We start from the raw sequence: 21,106 nt of genomic DNA, 5'->3' as shown, positions 1-21,106 counted from the left end.
GTTTTTAAAGTTATAAACAAAATATAAATTGATATATTTGAATCTTAAAAAAATCGGATAATGCGAAAATTAAATAATATATTTTTTTTGTCACTTGCCTTAGGTTCGACCCAATTACAAGCTCAACAATCTGTAATTTACACAAATGATAATTACAAGTTTGATAAAGCAGTTTCTCTATATAGCGAAAATTTATACGCGTTAGCTCAAGTTTTATTTGAAGAAATTAAAACCACGAATTTCAATGACGAAATTCAGGCTGATTGTGCTTATTATATTGCCAATTGTGCTATGTATTTAGATCAAGATGGCGCAGAATATAAAATTCAGGATTTTATAAAAAATTATCCAACGAGTTCTAAACAAGTCGATGCTCTTTCTGAGGTTTGTAATTTTTATTTCAAAAAAGGCGAATACAAAAAAGTTTTAAACTATTCTCGTGGAATTAATGAAACGGTGCTTTCTGATGAAATAAAAAACCGATTAAATTTCCAAAAAGGATATTGCTATTTTGTAGAAAACAAATTTCCTGAAGCAAAGGAATATTTCTCTAAAGTTACTAATTCTGAAAAGTACGATGATCAGGCAAAATATTATTTAGGTTATATTTCTTATCAAAATAACGATTATAAAACGGCTTCTGAATATTTTGGCGAAGTTTCTTATAACGAAAAGTATTACGAAAAAATGGGATACTTTAAAGCTGATATGAATTTCAAGTCTGGAAATTTTGATGAAGCTATCCGTTTAGGTAAAGAGCAGTTTTCTAAATCAACTGATGAAGAAAAATCTGAATTAGCGAAAATTATTGGTGAAAGTTATTTTAATCTTCAGAAATATGATGAAGCGCTTCCGTATTTATTACAATATAACGGAAAAAACAATCGTTTAAACAATGTTGATTTTTATCAATTGGGTTACGTTTATTACAAAAAAGGAGATTATCCAAAAGCAATTTCTGAGTTCAATAAAATTATCGATGGTTCTGATTCAGTTGCTCAAAATGCATATTATCATTTAGGAGAAAGTTATTTAAAATCAGAACAAAAAACGCAAGCTTTAAATGCATTTAAGAATGCATCTGAAATGTCTTTTAATTCTAAAATTCAAGAAGATGCAAATGTAAACTATGCTAAATTAAGTTACGAAATCGGAAATCCTTATCAAAGTACGCCAACGGTGATTATTTCTTTTTTACAGAAATATCCAAATTCTGCATATAAAGAAGAATTAAATGCGTTGTTAATTGATTCTTATATTTCGTCGAAAAATTACAATGAAGCTTTAGTATTATTAGAAAAAAATAGAACTCCGCAAAATAAATTAGCTTATCAAAAAGTGAATTTTTATCGTGGTTTAGAATTATACAATGAAGGAAATTATGCAGATGCATTAACTTTATTCAATAAATCTATAAACGAAGCTCAAGATAAAAAAATGATTGCTCGTGCAACGTATTGGAAAGGTGAGTCGGAATATGCTTTGAATCGTTTTAATGATGCGAAAACGACTTTTTCTGGATTTAAAAAATTGCCTTATGCTGAAATCACACCTGAATTTAAAGATGTAAATTACAGTTTGGGTTATGCAAATTTCAAACTTAAAAATTACGATGAATCAGTAATGTTATTTGATGCCTATACAAAATCAGCTAACAATTCTAGTAAGAAAAACGATGCTTATTTACGTTTAGGAGATAGTCAATTTGTAAATGGAAAATATTGGCCAGCAATGGAATCGTATAATAAGGTTATTGAAAGTAAAGGTTCTGAAGTTGATTATGCAGTTTATCAAAAAGCTATTTCTTACGGATTTGTCGATAGAAATGATAATAAAATTAAAGAATTAAATAGTTTTATTTCAAATTATCCAAATTCATCTTATGTTGTTGATGCAATGTATGAATTGGGAAGTACGTATTCTAATTTGAATAAATCAGATGAATCAATCGCTACTTTTAATAAATTAATCAGTCAATATCCAAAAAGTGCATTTGTACCAAAAGCGATGTTGAAACAAGGTTTGGTTTATTATAACGAAAAAGAAAATGAAAAATCTTTGGAGCGTTTCAAAAAGGTAGTTTCTGATTATCCAAAAACTCCAGAAGCAGTGGAAGCAGTTGAAACGGCTCGTTTAATTTATATAGATTCTGGAAATACATCAGAATATGCAACTTGGATTAAAGGTTTGGATTTTATTGATGTTTCTAATTACGATTTAGAAAACGATAGTTACGTTGCTGCTGAAAAACAATTGTTTCAAAACAATTCAAAACAAGCGATTTCTGGTTTTGAAGATTATTTAAAAAATTATTCTAACGGAAAAAATGCTTTGAAAGCTGAATTTAATTTGGCTGAATTATACGTTACAGAAAATCAAGTAAACAAAGCAGTTCCACATTATAAAAGTATTGTAGGAAAATCGAAAAACGAATATACAGAAGTTTCTTTGGTTCGTTTAACAGATTACTATTTAGATAACAAGCAAAGTGCAGAAGCAATTCCGTTGTTAAAACGTTTAGAAAACGAAGCTGAAAAAGAACAAAATAAATTATTTGCACAAGCTAATTTAATGAAGGTTTATTCGGAATCTGATGATACAAAATCTGCTGAATCTTATGCAGAAAAAGTACTTTCAAATTCAAAAGTTGATAAACGAATAAAAGCTGATGCGCAATTGATCTCTGCTCGTGCAGCAATTGCAAATAAAGATTGGACAACAGCAAAAAAATCTTATGCGGAATTATTAACTACTGCAAATGGAGAAATCGCTGCAGAAGCACTTTATTACGATGCGTATTTTAAAAATGCAGATAAGAAATATGAAGCTTCAAATGTTGCAATTCAAAAGTTAGCTAAAGATTATTCGAGTTACAAATATTTTGGAGCAAAAGGTTTGGTGCTTATGGCGAAAAACTTTTATGGTTTAAAAGATAGTTATCAAGCAACTTATATTTTAGAAAATGTGATTAAGAATTTTTCGGATTATAACGATGTTGTTTCAGATGCAAAAGCTGAATTAGCTAAAATCAAATCAGAAGAATCAAAACGTAATTCATCCGTAAAATAAATCGAATTTAGAAATGAAAAAACAGATATATTTAAGTTCTGCATTCGCAATTTTATTCGGATTGTCAGTGCAAGCGCAAGAAAAAGATAAGCCAAAAGATAGTAATATGAATACCGAAGAAGTAAGAGTTGTAAAATCTTACGAAGCTACGGTAATTGATGCTTTTAAAATTAAAGATACGCCTCAAATTGGTGATGAAGATAACGAAAAGCAAGTAATCAAATATTCGATTTATTCGTTTCCGGTTGCATCAACTTTTGCCCCTGAAAAAGGGAAAGCAGCTAAGGTTGATAAAGATTCACTTTCTTCATTTTTTAATAATTATGCACTTTTAGGTTACGGAAATTTTAATACGTTACAAGGTCAATTAGGAATTGCAGAAAAGGTTAGCGATGATGTTTACGTTGCTGGTTTTTTAAATCATATTTCTTCTCAAGGTGGAATAGCAGGTGTTTTAGTTGATGATAATTATTCAAAATCTAATTTAGATTTCAATGTGGGTTCTAGAAAAACAACTAACGATTGGAATTTGAATTTTGGAGTTTCACAGCAGAATTATAATTGGTATGGTTTGCCAACAGATGTAGCTATTTTTGCTCCAGCTGAATATGATGGTAGAGATTTTGGTCAGAAATATAACGATGTTCATTTTGGTTTTAATTACAACAGTAACAAAGGTGCTTTTGATGGCGGTTCGTTGAAATTTAAGCATTTTTGGGATGCTTTTGATTCAAGAGAAAATCATTTTTTAATAAATCCTAAATTTAATTTTGTCTTAGAGCAATCTATTGTTAATCTTGACGTTAAAGCAGATTATGTCAACACACAATTTGAAGACGAATTAATTTCAGGAATAAATACAAAAAGTAATTCTTTAATAGTTGGTATTGAGCCAAACATTCGATTTATTGCCGACGATTATTCGGTTCAATTGGGATTTGGTTTAGCTAATGTTAGTGGGGAATCCAACGGTGAAAAACAAGATAGTTTCGTTGTTTATCCTAAAGTAAAAGCAAATTATGATTTGGTAAAAGATATTGTAATCGCTTATGCCGGAGCTGAAGGAGGTGTTTATAACAATACGTACGCTAATTTTGTAGGAGAAAATCCATTTGTTTCTCCAGATTTAAGATTGTTAGCAACGAAGCAGAACTTCAATTTCTACATTGGAATGAAAGGTAAATTGTATCATAATATTTCATATAACATTCGAGCATCTTATATGACTGAAGATAATAAAGCAATGTTTGTGAATAATCCAAAAGTACCATCGTTTGATTTATTAAATAGTCAAGTTTATCAATATGGAAATTCGTTTGGTGTAACTTATGATACGGTTGATACTTTTAATGCTTACGGTGAATTAAATTTGAATTTTAGTGATGACGTAACAATAGATTTATCTGGAGAATACAATTCATATTCTGCAAAAAATGGTTCGGTCTTCAATCTTCCAGAAACTAAATTAACGGCAAAACTAAAAGTTGATTTTACAGACCAATGGTTTGGTGGTTTGGATATGTATTTTGTAGGACAAAGAAACGATATGGGTTATGTGAATGATGGAACAGGTGATTTAGAACGAAAACTTGTAAAGGTTGATTCTTTTGCAGATTTAAATTTAAATGTTGGTTATAAAGCAACTGATAAATGGACAATTTTCGCAAAAGGTAATAATCTGTTTAATCAATCGTATCAATCTTGGAGCAATTATAAAGTTCAAGGAACTCAAGTTTTAGTAGGAGCGATGTATAAATTCAATTTTAAGAATTAAATCAAAAATAAATATTATCTTAGAAACTCACTTTTATGGTGAGTTTTTTTATTATGAAAGAAGAATTATTACAACTGCATTTGCAAATGTTGCAAGATAAAATTGATGCGTTTCAAGATAGAGTTGAAGCGCTTTCAGAAGATGCCAAAAATGACGCTAAAAGTTCGGCTGGAGATAAACACGAAACTGCCTTGTCAATGATGCACATCGAACAAGAAAAATTAAGCGCTAAAATCAATGAATATGTAACGCAACAACAAGAGCTTTTACGAATTGATATTTCAAGAAAATCAGAAATAATTGCATTAGGAAGTTTGATTCAAGCTAATGATTTATGGTTCTTTTTAAGTAGTGCATTGCCAAAAGTAAATGTGAATAATTTAGCTATTTATTCGTTATCTAAATTTTCTCCATTAGGAAGTTTGTTATTGGGTAAAACAATTGGTGATGAGGTTGTTGTTAATAATGTGAAATATAAAATCCAACAAGTTTTATAAAGTTACCAAATATGAATAAATATGTTAATAAATGATATTTGATTGCGGTTTAAAATTTTATAATTGCTTTAAATTTCGTATATTTGTGTATTAAATGCGACAAAAAATATTTTGATATAAATTATGAGTGAAGAAGTAAAAAAGAATTCGTATTCTGCCGATAGTATTCAGGCATTAGAAGGAATGGAGCACGTAAGAATGCGTCCTTCAATGTATATCGGTGATGTGGGTGTTAGAGGTTTACATCACTTGGTATATGAAGTTGTAGATAACTCAATTGATGAAGCTTTAGCAGGACATTGTGATTCTATTCAAGTAATCATTAACGAAGATAATTCTGTTTCTGTTCAAGATAACGGACGTGGAATTCCTGTGGATATGCACAAGAAAGAAGGCGTTTCTGCTCTTGAAGTTGTAATGACAAAAATTGGTGCTGGAGGTAAATTCGATAAAGATTCATATAAAGTTTCAGGAGGTCTTCACGGAGTTGGAGTTTCTGTTGTAAATGCATTATCTGACCATTTACGTGCAGAAGTTCACAGAGACGGAAAAGTTTGGGAACAAGAATATGAAAAAGGTAAAGCAATTTATCCTGCTCGTCAGATTGGAGATACAGATATAAAAGGAACAAAGGTTACTTTTAAGCCAGATGGTACAATCTTTACACAAACTTTAGAATATTCATACGATACTTTAGCTGCTCGTTTACGTGAGCTTTCTTTCTTAAATAAAGGAATTACTATTACATTAACTGATATGAGAGAAGTTGATGATAAAGGTGAAGTTCGTAAAGAAACATTTCATTCAGAAGAAGGTTTAAAAGAATATATCAAATTCCTTGACGGAAACAGAACGCCAATTATTTCTCATGTGATTAGTATGGAACATGAAAAAGGTGAAATCCCAGTTGAGGTTGCTTTGATTTATAATGATAGTTATTCTGAGAATATTTATTCTTACGTAAATAATATTAATACACACGAAGGAGGAACACATTTGCAAGGTTTCCGTATGGGATTAACTCGTACACTAAAGAAATATGCAGATGCTTCTGGACTTTTAGAAAAATTAAAATTTGAAATTTCAGGAGATGATTTCCGTGAAGGTTTAACAGCTATTATTTCTGTTAAAGTTATGGAGCCTCAATTTGAGGGGCAAACTAAAACAAAGTTAGGAAATAGAGAAGTCGTTTCTCCAGTTTCTCAAGCTGTTGCTGAGATGTTGGAAAACTATTTAGAAGAAAATCCTGCAGATGCGAAGATCATTGTTCAAAAAGTAATTCTTGCTGCTCAAGCACGTCACGCTGCTAAAAAAGCTCGTGAAATGGTACAACGTAAAACGGTTATGAGTGGTGGAGGTTTACCAGGGAAGCTTTCGGATTGTTCAGAACAAAATCCAGAAAAATGTGAGATTTTCTTTGTCGAGGGTGACTCGGCAGGTGGAACTGCAAAACAAGGACGTGATCGTAATTTTCAAGCGATTATGCCATTACGTGGTAAAATCTTGAATGTTGAAAAAGCAATGCATCACAAAGTTTTCGAAAGTGAAGAGATTCGTAATATTTTTACAGCCTTAGGTGTAACAATCGGAACTGAAGAAGATTCGAAAGCATTAAATTTATCAAAGTTACGTTATCATAAAGTTGTTATTATGTGTGATGCCGATGTGGATGGTAGTCACATCGCAACTTTAATTTTGACTTTCTTTTTCCGTTATATGCGTGATTTAATTGAAAAAGGATATGTTTATATTGCAACGCCTCCTTTATATTTAGTTAAAAAAGGAGCTAAGAAACAATATGCTTGGAATGATGAAGAACGTATTGCTTTAATTGAAGAGATGGGTCAAGGTTCAGCGGTTCAGCGTTATAAAGGTCTTGGGGAAATGAATGCTGAGCAATTATGGGATACAACAATGAATCCTGAGCACAGAACATTACGTCAAATTACAATTGATAACATGGCAGAAGCTGACCGAGTTTTCTCAATGTTGATGGGAGATGAGGTTCCACCACGTAGAGAATTTATCGAGAAAAACGCTGTTTATGCGAATATTGATGCTTAATCTTTAAGATATATAAATTTTAAAACAACAACCTTTTAGGGTTGTTGTTTTTTTTACACTTAGAATAATTTGTTAAAATTTGAACCTATATATTAACTTTTTTATTGGTTTATCTTTTTCGATGTTATATATTTGTTCGTTAATTTTAAAAAGTACACTTCAAACTCTATTTTTTAGATTAATCAATCAATAAAAATTTAATTAATTTTTTTAGTAATAATGCAGAATAAAGGACTCGTTAAGTTTATTGCAATTCTTTTTGCACTGGTAAGTATTTATCAGCTTTCATTTACATTTGTTACGAATCATTATGAAAACAAGGCGAAAGATTTCGCTAAAGGAGATTTAACAAAAGAATCTCGTTATCTTGATTCCATTGCAGGTGAAAAAGTATTTATAGGTCAAACTTTTGAAGAAGTTAGGTCAAAACAAATTAAAAAAGGTTTAGACCTTGAAGGTGGTGTTAATGTAATGCTACAAATATCAATCAAAGATGTACTTAAAAGTCTAGCAAACAATTCAAATAATGCTGTTTTCAATAAAGCATTAGCTGATGCGGAAAACGTACGTGGAGGAAATGAAACGTATTTAAATGCATTTTTTACAGCATTTGAAAATGAGTCTAAAGGAACTGTAAAATTATCTTCAGCAGATATTTTCTCAAACAGAATTTTGCCAGAAGTTAATATTTCAATGACTGATGCTCAAGTAAAAACTGTACTTGAGAAAAAAGTAAAAGAAGCGGTTGAAAGTGCTTACATCGTAATTCGTGAACGTATTGACGAATTCGGAACGACTTCACCTACTATTCAATTAGTTGGAGATTCTGGAAGAATTTTAGTAGAATTACCAGGAGCAAAAGATATTGATCGTATTAAAAACTTATTACAATCTACAGCTCAATTAGAGTTCTGGGAAACTTATAAGGTTGATGAATTAGCTGATTTTATGTTAGCAGCTAATGAAGTTCTGAAAACAAAAGTTTCAGTTCCAACTCAGGCTAAAGATACAACAGCGATTGCTAAAGAAGCTACAGATGCTGATAAATTATTAACTGGAGTTTCTAAAGATTCTACTTCGACGCAAACTGAAGATCGTGGTCCTTTACTTAATTTAATGTTAGGTTTCGGTCAACAAGGTACTCCTATAATTGGATATTTCAATACTTCGGATGTTGAAAAAGTAAATGAATATTTAGCAGATCCTCAAGTTCGTTCTTTATTGACAGGTCAAAATCGTTATGCGCGTTTTGCTTGGCAAAAAGTTAAAAAAGGAGAAACAGTTGCTCAATTATTAGCTTTAAAAGGAAATGCAGGAAATGTAGCTCCTATTTCTGGAGATGTAGTTACACAAGCTCGCGATGATTACGATCAAATGACTGGTAAACCTGTTGTTTCTATGCAAATGAATGCTACAGGTGCAAAAGCTTGGGAAGAATTAACTGGTAAAGCACATGCTCAACAATCTAACATCGCAATTGTTTTAGATAATGTGGTTTATTCTGCTCCAGGAGTTACGACTGGTGCAATTGCGGGTGGTAGCTCTTCTATTTCTGGAGATTTTACTGTCGAAGAAACAAAAGATTTAGCTAATATTTTAAAAGCTGGTAAATTACCTGCTTCTGCAGATATTATTTCATCAGAAATTGTTGGACCATCATTAGGTCAAGCAGCTATTGATGCTGGTTTAATGTCTTCAATTGCTGGTTTATTAATTATTGCTGCATGGATGTTATTCTTCTACGGAAAAGCAGGTTGGTATGCAATTATTGCTTTAGCTGTTAACTTATTGTTCTTGTTTGCAATCTTTACTGGATTTGGTTTTGTATTAACATTACCTGGTATTGCTGGTATCGTTTTAACAATCGGAACTGCAGTTGATACAAATATCTTGATTTACGAACGAGCAAAAGAATCACTTCGCGCAGGTCATACAGGTGAAGAATCTGTTAAACATGCATTTAGTTGGGATGGTGCTATGTCTGCGATTGTAGATGCTAACGTTACAACTGCTTTAACAGGAATTGTATTGGTAATTTTTGGTACAGGTCCAATTAAAGGTTTTGCTGTTACTTTATTAATCGGTATTGCAACTTCATTATTTACGGCAATTGTTATTACTCGTGTTTTAGTTGATAGAGCAGTACGTAAAAATAAAGATCTTGCTTTTACAACAGGAATCACTAAAAACTGGTTCACAAATATGAATTTCGATTTCATTGGAAAGAAAAAAGCATCTTACATTATTTCATCAATTACGATGATTGCTTGTATCGCTTCAATCTTTATTAATGGAATGAATATGGGTACAGATTTCGTTGGTGGTAGAACTTTCTTAGTGAAGTTTGATAAACCAATTGATGCTGCTATTGTTTCTGAAGAATTATCTGATGCATTTGATAGTAATGTTGAAGCAAAAGTTTTTGGTAACGCTTCTCAAATTAAAATTACGACTAAATATAGAGTTGAAGAAGACGGAGCGAATGTTGATAAAGAAGTAAATGAAGTTTTATTTGCAAACTTGAAAAAACATTTACCTGCTGATTTAACTTACGAACAATTCGTTAATACTTACGAAGGTAAAACTATTGGTGTTTTACAAGCTTCAAAGGTAGGTCCAACTGTCGCGAAAGATGTTAAAACTAATGCATATTGGGCAGTTGTTGGGTCATTAGCAATTGTGTTTATCTATCTAGCATTGTCGTTCAGAAAATGGCAATATTCTTTAGGTGCTGTTGCTGCTGTTGCTCACGATGTTATTTTTGTATTAGGAGTTTATTCGTTCTTCTACAGATGGGCACCGTTTAATATGGAGGTAGACCAATCTTTCGTTGCTGCTTTATTAACTGTAATTGGATATTCATTGAACGATACGGTAATTGTATTTGACCGTGTTCGTGAATATATTAAAGGTAAAACAGAAGGTACTTTTGTTGAAGTAGTTAATCAATCTATTAATACAACACTTTCAAGAACATTTAATACGTCTGCAACTATTATTGTTGTTTTATTGATAATGTTTATATTTGGTGGTGATTCGTTACGTGGATTTGTATTCGCGATGTTAATTGGTATCGGAGTTGGAACATATTCATCATTGTTCATTTCAACACCAATATTAGTTGATACAGTTCAGAAATCAGTTGAGCGAGAAAGAGCAGAAGCTCGTGCTAAAGCTCAAGAAGAGGAAGAACAAAATTCTGAGATTGTATAATTTCGATATAACTTTAAAAGCCGTTTCAATTTTGAAACGGCTTTTTTTTGTCTTTTTTTTAAAATAATTTGAAAATGTAGTTATTGTTTTTTTTTAAATAATATTTTATAAGTGTTTCGGTATTCTAATTCAAATTGTCATTTGTTTGAATATTATCTAATTAAATTGTTTTTATTTAAGTTTTATTTATTTACATCGTAAAAAAAAAGTCGTTTTTAGAATAAAAAACTAAATAAAGAAATTAGTAAATTTGCGATTATAGTTTTATATTCGTTTTTTTTAAGAACACAGTAATTTTTGTCTATATATTATGAGTCAACCTACAACTAAAAAAGCTTTAACTTTTGAAGATTTTAAAGAAGAAATTTTTAACGATTATAGAATTGCGCGTATCAGTAGAGAGTGTAGTTTATTGGGTCGAAAAGAAGTTTTAACTGGTAAGGCAAAATTTGGAATTTTTGGAGATGGTAAAGAAATCCCTCAATTAGCTATGGCTAAGGCTTTCAAAAATGGAGATTTCAGATCAGGATATTATCGCGATCAAACTTTTATGATGGCTATTGGTGCTCTAAATATTCAACAATTTTTTGCTGGATTATACGGTCACGCCGATATCAATCAAGATCCAATGTCAGGAGGAAGACAAATGGGAGGGCATTTTGCTACTCATAGTTTAGATGAAAACGGAAATTGGAAAAACTTAACGCAGCAAAAAAATTCAAGTGCTGATATTTCTCCAACAGCTGGACAAATGCCACGTTTGTTAGGTTTAGCTCAAGCTTCAAAAATATTTAGAGAATTTCCACAAAGTGATAAAGCAAATATGTTTTCGGTTAACGGAAACGAAGTTGCTTGGGGAACTATTGGTAATGCTTCAACTTCTGAAGGTTTGTTTTTCGAAACGATTAACGCGGCAGGTGTTTTACAAGTTCCTATGGTAATGAGTGTTTGGGATGATATGTACGGAATTTCTGTTCATGCTCGCTATCAAACAACAAAAGAAAGTATTTCTGAAATATTAAAAGGTTTTCAAAAAACAGAAGATTCTAATGGTTATGAAATTTTAACCGTTAAAGGATGGGATTATCCAACTTTAGTAGAAACTTATGCGAAAGCTGCTGATATTGCTAGAACAAATCATATACCTGTTTTAATTCACGTTCAAGAATTAACGCAACCTCAAGGACATTCAACTTCTGGTTCGCACGAACGTTATAAATCAGTTGAGCGTTTAGCTTGGGAAACTGAATTTGATTGTTTAACTCAGTTCCGTAATTGGATTATCGAAAACAATATTATTACAGTTGAAGAGTTAGATACTTTAGATAACGAATTAAAGAAACAAGTTCTTGAAGGAAAAAAAGCGGCTTGGTCTGCTTATTTGGATCCGATTAAAGCGGAACGTGAAGAATTAATTCAAACTTTAAATACTATCGCAGCTCAATCTGCAAATAAAGTATTTATTGATAAATATGTTTCAGATTTAGGTTCGATAAAAGAGCCAATTCGTAAAGATATTTTAACAACTGCTCGTAAAGTTTTACGTTTGATTATAAATGAATCATCAAAACAAACTTTAGCAGATTGGATAACAAATTATACAAATAAAATTCAACCAAAATACAGTTCAAATTTATATTCTTCTTCAAGTTTAGTAGTTGAAAATATTGAACAGGTTCAACCATTATATGACGATTCATCTGAAGATGTTGACGCTCGTTTAATCATCAGAGATAACTTTGATAAGATTTTTGAAACTTATCCAGAAACTTTAATTTTTGGTGAAGATTCAGGAAACATCGGAGATGTAAATCAAGGATTAGAAGGATTGCAAGCTAAGTATGGAGAAACTCGTATTTCTGATGCAGGTATTCGTGAAGCTTCTATTTTAGGTCAAGGGATTGGTATGGCTATGCGTGGTTTACGTCCAATTGCCGAAATTCAATATTTAGATTATTTATTGTATGCAATTCAAATCATGAGTGACGATTTGGCTACATTACAATACAGAACGGCTGGACGTCAAAAAGCACCGTTAATTGTTCGTACTCGTGGTCACCGTTTAGAAGGAATTTGGCATTCAGGTTCTCCAATGGGAATGATTATTAATGCAATTCGTGGAATGCACGTTTTAGTTCCTCGTAATATGACGAAAGCAGCAGGTTTCTATAACGCTTTATTAAAATCTGATGAACCAGCTTTGGTTATCGAATGTTTGAATGGATACCGTTTAAAAGAGAAAATGCCATTAAACTTAGGTGAGTTTACAACGCCAATAGGTGAAGTAGAAGTTATGAAACAAGGTGCAGATATTACCGTTGTTTCTTATGGTTCAACGATCAGAATTGTAGAACAAGCCGCAAAAGAATTATTAGAAATAGGTATCGATGTTGAGATCATTGACGCACAATCTTTATTGCCTTTTGATATTAAACATGATGTGGTAAAATCATTACAAAAAACAAATCGTTTGTTAGTGGTTGATGAAGATGTACCAGGTGGTGCTTCTGCATATTTATTGCAACAAATCATCGAAGTTCAGGGCGGATTTAAATATTTAGATAGCGAACCTCAAACTTTAGCTGCAAAAGCACATCGTCCTTCTTACGGAACTGATGGTGATTATTTCTCTAAACCATCGGTTGAAGATGTTTTTGAAAAAATTTATTCAATTATGAATGAGGTAAATCCAACAAAATTTCCAAGTTTATATTAAAATATTAAAGCAACTGAGTTTCAGTTGCTTTTTTTTTGTAACTTTCCTTAAAAAATAATGTTGAAAAAGAATAATATTTATATAGCAATAATTATTACCTTATTTTTTTTAGTGATTGCTTATTTTACCACATTCAGAATAGCTATTTATTCGTTTGTGGTTTGTTATATTGGTGTTATTATCGCAAAGTCTAAAAATAAACGTTTGCGAGTTCCTGTACCTGATTTTTTTATTTTAACTTTTTTTGTAGGAATTATTTTTGCGCTTATTTATTCTTATTCTCCTAGAATTCAGTATTATGAATTTGTAATGATGCATTCGAGATGGGAAGTTGTTCAAGTTGATAAAATTGAAGAGAAATCATCAACTCCTATTGTATTTGGTAATGATTTTCAAATAGGAACTTCAGTTTCAACGGATTTGTTTTTTAAGCAAGATTCAGCGTTAATTAAGAAAACAGTTGATTTTAATTATCTTGACGGAAGTTTATTGAATATTATTAATCAAGATGATAATTCGGAACGCTTTGCAGTTTCTGAAATTGATACCATGAAATCGAATTTAGATTTATATATTTTTAAGAAACCGAATAAAGAAGTTTATAAGGTTTTTAGTAAGAATGATTATTTTAGAAATTCACATTCTGCTGCTAATTTAGCATTTTCAATTTTCTTTTTTATTGTATTTCTTTTTTCAATTTTAAAATTGGTTTTCCGACCAAAAAAGAATATTTCTGTAATTTTAAATCAATATCCTAAGCATGATTTTTACATTTCAATCAGTTCAATTCTTTATATTTTAGTTTATTCGATTTATACTTTTTTATTTTAAGAAATGTAATCGAGACTTCTTTTATTCAAAAAAAAAATGAATCTTAATTATTATGATTGCATATTAAATATTCTTACATTTGTTTAGTTTTAAACACTAATTAAGATGGTAAAAGATTTATTTGAAAGAATTCAAGATAATAAAGGTCCGTTAGGAAAATGGGCTTCACAAGCTGAAGGATATTTTGTGTTTCCTAAATTAGAAGGAAAACTTGGACCAAGAATGAATTTTCAAGGTAAAGAAGTATTAAACTGGTCAATCAATGATTATTTAGGATTAGCAACTCATCCAGAAGTTCTTAAAGCGGATGCAGAAGCTGCTGCTGAATTCGGAGCTGCTTACCCAATGGGAGCACGTATGATGTCTGGACACACAGATTGGCACGAGCAATTAGAAAAAGAATTAGCTGCTTTCGTAAACAAAGAAGCTGCTTATTTATTGAACTTCGGTTACCAAGGAATGGTTTCTACGATCGATGCTTTAGTAACTAAAAATGACGTTATTGTTTATGATGTAGATTCTCACGCTTGTATTATTGACGGTGTGCGTTTACATATGGGCAAACGTTTTACATACAAACACAACGATATCGAATCTTTTGAAAAAAATTTACAACGTGCTACTAAAATGGCTGAAGAGCAAAATGGTGGTATTCTTGTAATTACTGAAGGTGTTTTCGGTATGCGTGGACAACAAGGTAAATTAAAAGAAATCGTTGCATTAAAAGAAAAATATAATTTCAGATTATTAGTTGATGACGCTCATGGTTTTGGTACTTTAGGAAAAACAGGAGCTGGAGCAGGAGAAGAACAAGGTATTCAAGACGGAATCGATGTTTATTTTTCTACTTTCGCAAAATCAATGGCTTCAATCGGCGCATTTATTGCTGCTGACCAAGATATAATCGATTATTTAAAATATAATTTACGTTCGCAAATGTTTGCTAAATCATTACCAATGATTTTAGTAAAAGGTGCTTTAAAACGTTTAGATTTACTACGTTCAAACCCAGGTTTAAAAGATAAATTGTGGGAAAATGTTGATCGTTTACAAGGAGGTTTAAAAGAACGTGGATTTAATATTGGTGACACAAATACTTGTGTAACTCCAGTTTATTTAGAAGGTTCTGTTCCTGAAGCAATGATCATGGTAAATGATTTAAGAGAAAATTACGGTATTTTCTTATCAATTGTTGTTTACCCAGTTATTCCAAAAGGAATCATTTTATTACGTGTAATTCCAACAGCTTCGCATACTTTTGAAGATATCGATGTGACTTTATCTTCATTCGAAGCAATTCGTGCTAAATTAGTTGATGGTACTTATAAAAAAGTAGCTGATGCAAATTTAGTGGATATGGATGCTAAATAATTAAATTAAAATATATTTTAAAAGGATTCGGATTTCGAATCCTTTTTTTATTATAATAAAGGTAAAGTATTATATTAGTGTTTTATATAGATTCGGCAAAACATGAAAATAGTTACCTTTCTTTTGATTTGTTTTTTTACAATTCCGACATCTTTTGGTCAAGAGAATTACCCAATTCCTCCTAAAAGCGAGAATAGATTATTCTATATTCAACATAGTAACAATCACAATACTTTTGTTTATGATGCTAGGTTAATTGGGTCAGATATTGATTCAAAGAATCCGATCGATTATTATCGAATTGTTTATACCGATGGAGGTGTGAAAAAGCCTTTGACTGAAATCCAAAAAAAAATGGCTTATGGATTAGATATAAAAAAAACGGGTAATAATATTTTCGAAATGTATTTAGCCGTATCAAAAGATGTAAAGCTTGTATTGTTTCTTAACGAAAAAGGTAAACCTAAAGTATGGACGATTATCAATAATAAAAAAATCATTTTGAGTCGAATTTTTGTACAGATTAAAAAAGGGAGTAGTAGCTTAAAACCTGATGTAGAAAGTGTGATTTTTGAGGGTACTGATTTTAATTCTGGAAGTAAATTGAATTTGGTTAAGAAAATGAAATAATAATAAGTTTAATCATTAAATGATGTTTATTTTTTTATTATTTTAGATGAAATATGTGTTTTGTTATGAGAATCTACTATTTCAATATTTTGTTTATTACTTTTTTAGTTTTTGGTTGTGATTCAAAGAAATCAAAAGATTCTCAAGCTAAAATCGGTGTTGAAAATTCTTCCATTTCTTCTGTAGATTATAATCAGAAGATGGAAGTCATTCGAGCTAATTTTAAACGCATAAATTCAATGAAGAATTGGACCGTTGTAGATTCAGTTGAATTAGATGATTCTACAGAAGGCGGACAAGCTAAATTTTATTTTGCAAACAAGCAATTACAAAAGATTGTTGCTGTTTATTATGGCGAATCAGGTAAAAACGTGATTGAATATTATTTGTTAGATAGTAAGTTGTCTTTCGTTTTTAGAAAAGAGTTTAGATATAATCGACCAATTTATTGGAATGAACTTGATGATGAAGAATTTGATTTAAATAAATCCATTATAACAGAAACCAGAAGTTATTTTTATAAAGATGTTCTTTTTGAACAAATAAAATCAACAAAAGAAACGAATGATATTCTTAAAGAAAATTTAGTAAAAGAACAAAAATTGATTGAAGCAGATTATAATAGTTTGAAACAATTAAGTTTAGTTCGTCAGATTTAAACAAAGGATAAATAAAAAATGCACTTCAAATCGAAGTGCATTTTTTGTATTCATTATTTATCGTTCCATTCAGAAGTGTTTTTGATACCTAAAGCTTCTGGGTCAAATTTTGGATCTTTGCCTTCTTTTTTCTGCTTTCTATAATCTTCCAAAGCTAAAAGAGCTGGTTTTCTTAGTAAGAAAATAGCAATTAAATTCAACCAAGCCATTAATCCAACTCCGATGTCACCAATTGCCCAGCTACTACCGCCGGTATTAATTGAACCAATTATGATACTTGCAAGAAATACGACTCGAAGTGTCCATAAATAGAATTTATTATTTGTTTTATCGATGTATTTTAAGTTTGATTCGGCAATGAAATAATAAGCCATTGCGGTTGTGAATGCAAAAAGTAATAGAGCAATTCCAACAAATTCGCTCCCAATTGCAGGAAAATGATAAGAGATGGCACCTTGAGTAAATGCTGGTCCATCTTCAACACTTGGAAGATTTTCAATGATATATTTTGAGTTTTCTATTACTTTAGTGTTCTTTGCTTCGTCGTTATAAACATTGTATTGCCCCGTAAAAAGTATCATAAAAGCAGTTGCACTACAAACAAATAAAGTATCAATGTAAACAGAAAAAGCTTGAACTAATCCTTGTTTTGCTGGATGGGAAGTTGCAGCCGCCGCCGCCGCGTGTGGAGCTGTTCCTTGACCTGCTTCGTTCGAATAAATTCCACGTTTGATTCCCCAAGAAACTGCAGAACCTAAAATTCCACCAAAAGTTGAGTTAACTCCAAAAGCTGAACTAATGATTAATGAAAAAACTTCTGGAATTTTTTCAAAGTTCATAAACATAATTATTAAAGCCATTAAAATGTAAGCTCCTGCCATAAATGGAACGATAACTTCTGCGAATTTACCAATGCGTTTTGCACCTCCAAATACTATTAAAGCTAAAGCAATTGCTACACCGATTCCTGTGTAAAGATGGTCAAAATTAAATGCACCTTCCAATCCATTTGCAATACTGTTGCTTTGAACACCTGGTAAAAATAAGGCACAACTTACAATGGTTACAATCGCAAATAAAACAGCATACCATTTTTTACCCAAACCTTTTTCGATATAATAAGCTGGTCCACCAACGTATTCTCCATTTTTTTCAACTTTATAAATTTGTGCTAAAGCAGATTCTATATATGCAGTTGCACTTCCAAAAAAAGCAATTACCCACATCCAAAAAATGGCTCCTGGTCCACCAAAAGCAATCGCAGTTGCAACACCAGCAATATTTCCTGTTCCTACTCTTCCGGCAATCGCCATCGAAAATGCTTGAAAAGGACTTACACCTTTATCGTTCGAACCTTCTTTAAAAAGAAGTTGAACCATATCTTTAAAATTTCTTACTTGTAGTAATTTGGTTTTGTAAGTGAAGTATAAACCAATTACAATGCATAAAAGTATAAATGGTGGTGACCAAATGATACTGTTTAAGGTTGAAATAATACTATCAAAGTATTTCATAAAAATTGAGTTGTGTGTTATGAATGCGAAATTCTAAAAAAGATTTCAATTCGAATATAATAAAATTAGTTTTAACGTTCGATTATTTGATAAAAATGTTTTTAAAGTTAATTTTTTATCAGTTAATAATGTTTTTTCGTGATAATAATTTAATTAATTACTTTTGTAAAGAATTTAAAATAATATGAAAAGAATAGCTGCCTTTTTACTTTTAAGTTCTTTTACAATCGTAAATGCCCAAAAACGAAATGTAATCGAACCTTCTGCGGAATATGTAATGCATTTAAATGCCGCAAAATCGCATAATGTTGAATTAATTAAAAATAAAAAACAATTAGATAAATTAGCTAAACAAGGTAAACTTGTAAAGGTTAAGCAACGAGGTTACGGTTACAGAATTGATGATTTAACACATAGCCATCCGTATTTAGTTCCGAAAGGAAATACAATTTTAGTAGAAATTGCACGTGAATTTGTTAAACAAACAGGTCAAAATTTCTTTGTTGTTACTTCAATGACTCGAACTGAATCGGACCAAAATCGCTTACGAAATATCAATCCGAATGCATCTTCAAATGATAGTTCGCACAGTTTTGGTTCTGCAATTGATATTTCTTACGTTCGATTTAATCACGTAAAAGGACCAAATGCGAAATTGGAAAAATCATTGGAAAACATTTTAAAACAGTTTGAAAAAGAAGGAAAACTTTATTTTGTAAAAGAGAGAAAGATGAAATGTTTTCATATCATTTTTAGAAAGTAATACAATCAATTATAGAAATCATTCGATTATTTCGTGTGATTTTTTTTTGAATTGTAAGATTTAATAAAAGGAAAAACCGTAATTTTACACTCCGAACACAACACTTCATTTATGAGTCCAAAAATATTGTTATCTTCAAAAGAAGTTAATATCATTCTGCACCGTTTGGCTTGTCAATTAGTTGAAAAACATTTAGACTTTTCAAACACGGTTTTAATTGGTATTCAACCAAGAGGAAAATATTTAGCAAATCGAATCAAAGAAATTATTGAAAATGAATATGGTATTCAAAATGTCGAATTAGGATTCTTGGATATAACATTTTTTAGAGACGATTTTCGTAGAAACGAAAAACCATTAGAAGCGAATAAAACCCAAATTGATTTTCTTGTAGAAGACAAAAAAGTCGTGTTTATTGACGATGTTCTTTATACAGGAAGAAGTATCAATGCGGCTTTGACTGCGATTCAATCTTTTGGAAGACCAAATGAAGTAGAATTGATGGTTTTAATTGACAGACGTTTTAGTCGTCATTTGCCAATTCAACCAGATTATAGAGGTCGTCAAGTAGATGCTTTTAATAATGATAAAGTGAAAGTGCAGTGGAAAGGCGTTGATGCGCAAGAAGATTTAGTGCTTTTAACAGAAAGTGAAAAATAAAATAAATTCGGGACAACAACACAACAATACCAATGAAAGAATTAAGCGTTAATCATTTATTAGGAATTAAGTACATTAATAAAAATGATATTGATTTAATATTTGAAACAGCCGACCATTTTAAAGAAGTTATCAACCGTCCAATTAAAAAAGTTCCTTCGTTGCGTGATGTAACGATAGCGAACATTTTTTTTGAAAACAGTACACGTACAAAATTATCTTTTGAGTTGGCGCAAAAAAGATTATCTGCCGATGTAATTAGTTTTTCTGCTGCGCAATCGTCAGTTAAAAAAGGAGAAACATTGATTGATACGGTGAACAATATTCTTTCAATGAAAGTTGATATGGTAGTTATGCGACACAGCAATCCTGGTGCAGCGCATTTCTTGTCAAAAAATGTTAAGGCAAGTATTGTAAATGCTGGTGATGGAGCTCACGAACATCCAACTCAAGGTTTATTAGATAGTTTCACAATTCGTGAACATTTGGGTGAAGTTGGAGGTAAGAAAGTTGTTATCGTTGGAGATATTCTTCACTCTCGTGTAGCACTTTCAAATATTTTTGCTTTACAAATGCAAGGTGCTGAAGTTATGGTTTGTGGACCTAAAACTTTAATTCCAAGATATATAACAGAATTAGGAGTGAAATACGAACCTAATTTACGTAAAGCTTTAGAATGGTGTGATGTAGCAAATATGTTACGTGTTCAAAACGAACGTTTAGATGTAAACTATTTCCCATCAACAAGAGAATATGCTCAGCAATACGGATTGGATAAGCAATTGTTAGATTCGTTAAACAAAGAAATCATTGTAATGCACCCAGGACCAATTAATCGTGGTGTTGAAATTTCGTCTGATGTTGCAGATTCACAACAATCAGTGATTTTAAATCAGGTTGAAAATGGAGTTGCAGTTCGTATGGCTGTAATTTATTTATTGGCGTCTAAAATAAAATAGTATCTTTAAAAAAGATAAAAAAATCTCTTTATGAAAGTAAAAGAAAAAGGACATACCGTTATTATCAAACGCAGCGAAGAATCGATAGAAGAATTAATATCTAAGATTCAAGATAATTATGCAACGTTCCAAAACAACAATCTGGTAATTGATGTTTGTAATGAAACGTTTGATATTGCTGAAATTTCTTTGTTTGAGGATTTAAAATCAAAGCATCAGAACAATAAAAAGTCTTTTGTGATAGTTTTTGAAAATGCCGATTTTAATGAAATTGATGAAGAAGAAGTAATTGTTGTTCCTTCACTTCAAGAAGCTTTTGATATCATTGAGATGGAAGAAATCGAAAGAGATTTAGGTTTTTAATTGATGAAAATCTTCATCAGTTT

The 21,106-nt window shown here is 31.0% G+C and carries 15 protein-coding genes; 14 read left to right on the top strand and 1 reads right to left on the bottom strand.

Annotation, left to right across the window (positions count from 1 at the left end; genetic code table 11):
* Nucleotides 1-60 precede the first annotated feature (60 nt).
* The 10 genes from EG240_RS00230 to EG240_RS00185 all read left to right on the top strand — a co-directional run bounded on the left by EG240_RS00230 (nt 61) and on the right by EG240_RS00185 (nt 16,824).
* Nucleotides 61-3,069 carry a tetratricopeptide repeat protein gene (locus EG240_RS00230; protein WP_125016213.1) on the top strand — a complete coding sequence of 1,003 codons (3,009 nt, stop codon included), beginning with the start codon at nt 61-63 and terminating at the stop codon, nt 3,067-3,069.
* A gap of 13 nt (nt 3,070-3,082) precedes the next feature.
* Nucleotides 3,083-4,843 (top strand): TonB-dependent receptor, encoded by a 1,761-nt coding sequence (locus EG240_RS00225; protein ID WP_125016210.1) that lies wholly within the window; start codon nt 3,083-3,085, stop codon nt 4,841-4,843.
* 53 nt (nt 4,844-4,896) lie between these two features.
* Nucleotides 4,897-5,340, top strand: coding sequence for a GreA/GreB family elongation factor (locus tag EG240_RS00220; RefSeq protein WP_235830308.1), 444 nt, complete (start codon nt 4,897-4,899; stop codon nt 5,338-5,340).
* Nucleotides 5,341-5,463: 123 nt separating this feature from the next.
* Nucleotides 5,464-7,404 (top strand): DNA topoisomerase (ATP-hydrolyzing) subunit B, encoded by a 1,941-nt coding sequence (gyrB, locus tag EG240_RS00215; protein WP_125016206.1) that lies wholly within the window; start codon nt 5,464-5,466, stop codon nt 7,402-7,404.
* Nucleotides 7,405-7,623: 219 nt separating this feature from the next.
* Nucleotides 7,624-10,617 carry a protein translocase subunit SecDF gene (gene secDF, locus EG240_RS00210; RefSeq protein ID WP_125016204.1) on the top strand — a complete coding sequence of 998 codons (2,994 nt, stop codon included), beginning with the start codon at nt 7,624-7,626 and terminating at the stop codon, nt 10,615-10,617.
* Nucleotides 10,618-10,927: 310 nt separating this feature from the next.
* A complete protein-coding gene (locus EG240_RS00205; RefSeq protein WP_125016202.1) occupies nt 10,928-13,333 on the top strand; it encodes an alpha-ketoacid dehydrogenase subunit alpha/beta in 2,406 nt (801 codons plus the stop codon).
* A 57-nt stretch (nt 13,334-13,390) separates the two neighbouring features.
* A complete protein-coding gene (locus EG240_RS00200; RefSeq protein ID WP_125016199.1) occupies nt 13,391-14,164 on the top strand; it encodes a hypothetical protein in 774 nt (257 codons plus the stop codon).
* Between the two features lie 105 nt (nt 14,165-14,269).
* Entirely contained in the window at nt 14,270-15,535 is a 1,266-nt protein-coding gene (locus EG240_RS00195; RefSeq protein ID WP_125016197.1) for an aminotransferase class I/II-fold pyridoxal phosphate-dependent enzyme, read from the top strand.
* 102 nt (nt 15,536-15,637) lie between these two features.
* Complete coding sequence (locus EG240_RS00190; protein ID WP_125016195.1) at nt 15,638-16,165, top strand: DUF4833 domain-containing protein; 528 nt, start codon at nt 15,638-15,640, stop codon at nt 16,163-16,165.
* Between the two features lie 65 nt (nt 16,166-16,230).
* Nucleotides 16,231-16,824, top strand: coding sequence for a hypothetical protein (locus EG240_RS00185; protein WP_125016193.1), 594 nt, complete (start codon nt 16,231-16,233; stop codon nt 16,822-16,824).
* Between the two features lie 53 nt (nt 16,825-16,877).
* Here the strand turns inward: EG240_RS00185 and EG240_RS00180 are convergent, their stop codons facing one another.
* Nucleotides 16,878-18,338, bottom strand: coding sequence for an alanine/glycine:cation symporter family protein (locus tag EG240_RS00180; protein WP_125016191.1), 1,461 nt, complete (start codon nt 18,336-18,338; stop codon nt 16,878-16,880).
* A gap of 184 nt (nt 18,339-18,522) precedes the next feature.
* Here EG240_RS00180 and EG240_RS00175 point away from each other — a divergent pair, with 184 nt between their 5' ends.
* The 4 genes from EG240_RS00175 to EG240_RS00160 all read left to right on the top strand — a co-directional run bounded on the left by EG240_RS00175 (nt 18,523) and on the right by EG240_RS00160 (nt 21,083).
* Nucleotides 18,523-19,101, top strand: a complete 579-nt coding sequence (locus EG240_RS00175) for a DUF5715 family protein (protein ID WP_125016189.1) — start codon at nt 18,523-18,525, stop codon at nt 19,099-19,101.
* 111 nt (nt 19,102-19,212) lie between these two features.
* Entirely contained in the window at nt 19,213-19,761 is a 549-nt protein-coding gene (pyrR, locus tag EG240_RS00170; protein WP_125016187.1) for a bifunctional pyr operon transcriptional regulator/uracil phosphoribosyltransferase PyrR, read from the top strand.
* Between the two features lie 32 nt (nt 19,762-19,793).
* On the top strand, nt 19,794-20,720 hold the full coding sequence (locus tag EG240_RS00165) for an aspartate carbamoyltransferase catalytic subunit (protein WP_125016185.1): 927 nt from the start codon (nt 19,794-19,796) through the stop codon (nt 20,718-20,720).
* Nucleotides 20,721-20,750: 30 nt separating this feature from the next.
* Complete coding sequence (locus EG240_RS00160; RefSeq protein WP_125016183.1) at nt 20,751-21,083, top strand: ribonuclease Z; 333 nt, start codon at nt 20,751-20,753, stop codon at nt 21,081-21,083.
* Nucleotides 21,084-21,106 lie beyond the last annotated feature (23 nt).

Origin of the sequence: Paenimyroides tangerinum (assembly GCF_003865405.1) — a bacterium.
Classification (GTDB): Bacteria; Bacteroidota; Bacteroidia; order Flavobacteriales; family Flavobacteriaceae; genus Flavobacterium; species Flavobacterium tangerinum.
Note: the sequence above shows the minus strand (reverse complement) of the source record. Positions and strands in the feature narration are given on the sequence as shown.

Excerpts from the sequence above, each read along its gene's own strand:
- EG240_RS00230 (WP_125016213.1), top strand. The coding sequence starts at position 61 with ATGCGAAAATTAAATAATATATTTTTTTTGTCACTTGCCTTAGGTTCG.
- EG240_RS00225 (WP_125016210.1), top strand. The coding sequence starts at position 3,083 with ATGAAAAAACAGATATATTTAAGTTCTGCATTCGCAATTTTATTCGGA.
- EG240_RS00220 (WP_235830308.1), top strand. The coding sequence starts at position 4,897 with ATGAAAGAAGAATTATTACAACTGCATTTGCAAATGTTGCAAGATAAA.
- gyrB (WP_125016206.1), top strand. The coding sequence starts at position 5,464 with ATGAGTGAAGAAGTAAAAAAGAATTCGTATTCTGCCGATAGTATTCAG.
- secDF (WP_125016204.1), top strand. The coding sequence starts at position 7,624 with ATGCAGAATAAAGGACTCGTTAAGTTTATTGCAATTCTTTTTGCACTG.
- EG240_RS00205 (WP_125016202.1), top strand. The coding sequence starts at position 10,928 with ATGAGTCAACCTACAACTAAAAAAGCTTTAACTTTTGAAGATTTTAAA.
- EG240_RS00200 (WP_125016199.1), top strand. The coding sequence starts at position 13,391 with ATGTTGAAAAAGAATAATATTTATATAGCAATAATTATTACCTTATTT.
- EG240_RS00195 (WP_125016197.1), top strand. The coding sequence starts at position 14,270 with ATGGTAAAAGATTTATTTGAAAGAATTCAAGATAATAAAGGTCCGTTA.
- EG240_RS00190 (WP_125016195.1), top strand. The coding sequence starts at position 15,638 with ATGAAAATAGTTACCTTTCTTTTGATTTGTTTTTTTACAATTCCGACA.
- EG240_RS00185 (WP_125016193.1), top strand. The coding sequence starts at position 16,231 with ATGAGAATCTACTATTTCAATATTTTGTTTATTACTTTTTTAGTTTTT.
- EG240_RS00180 (WP_125016191.1), bottom strand. The coding sequence starts at position 18,338 with ATGAAATACTTTGATAGTATTATTTCAACCTTAAACAGTATCATTTGG.
- EG240_RS00175 (WP_125016189.1), top strand. The coding sequence starts at position 18,523 with ATGAAAAGAATAGCTGCCTTTTTACTTTTAAGTTCTTTTACAATCGTA.
- pyrR (WP_125016187.1), top strand. The coding sequence starts at position 19,213 with ATGAGTCCAAAAATATTGTTATCTTCAAAAGAAGTTAATATCATTCTG.
- EG240_RS00165 (WP_125016185.1), top strand. The coding sequence starts at position 19,794 with ATGAAAGAATTAAGCGTTAATCATTTATTAGGAATTAAGTACATTAAT.
- EG240_RS00160 (WP_125016183.1), top strand. The coding sequence starts at position 20,751 with ATGAAAGTAAAAGAAAAAGGACATACCGTTATTATCAAACGCAGCGAA.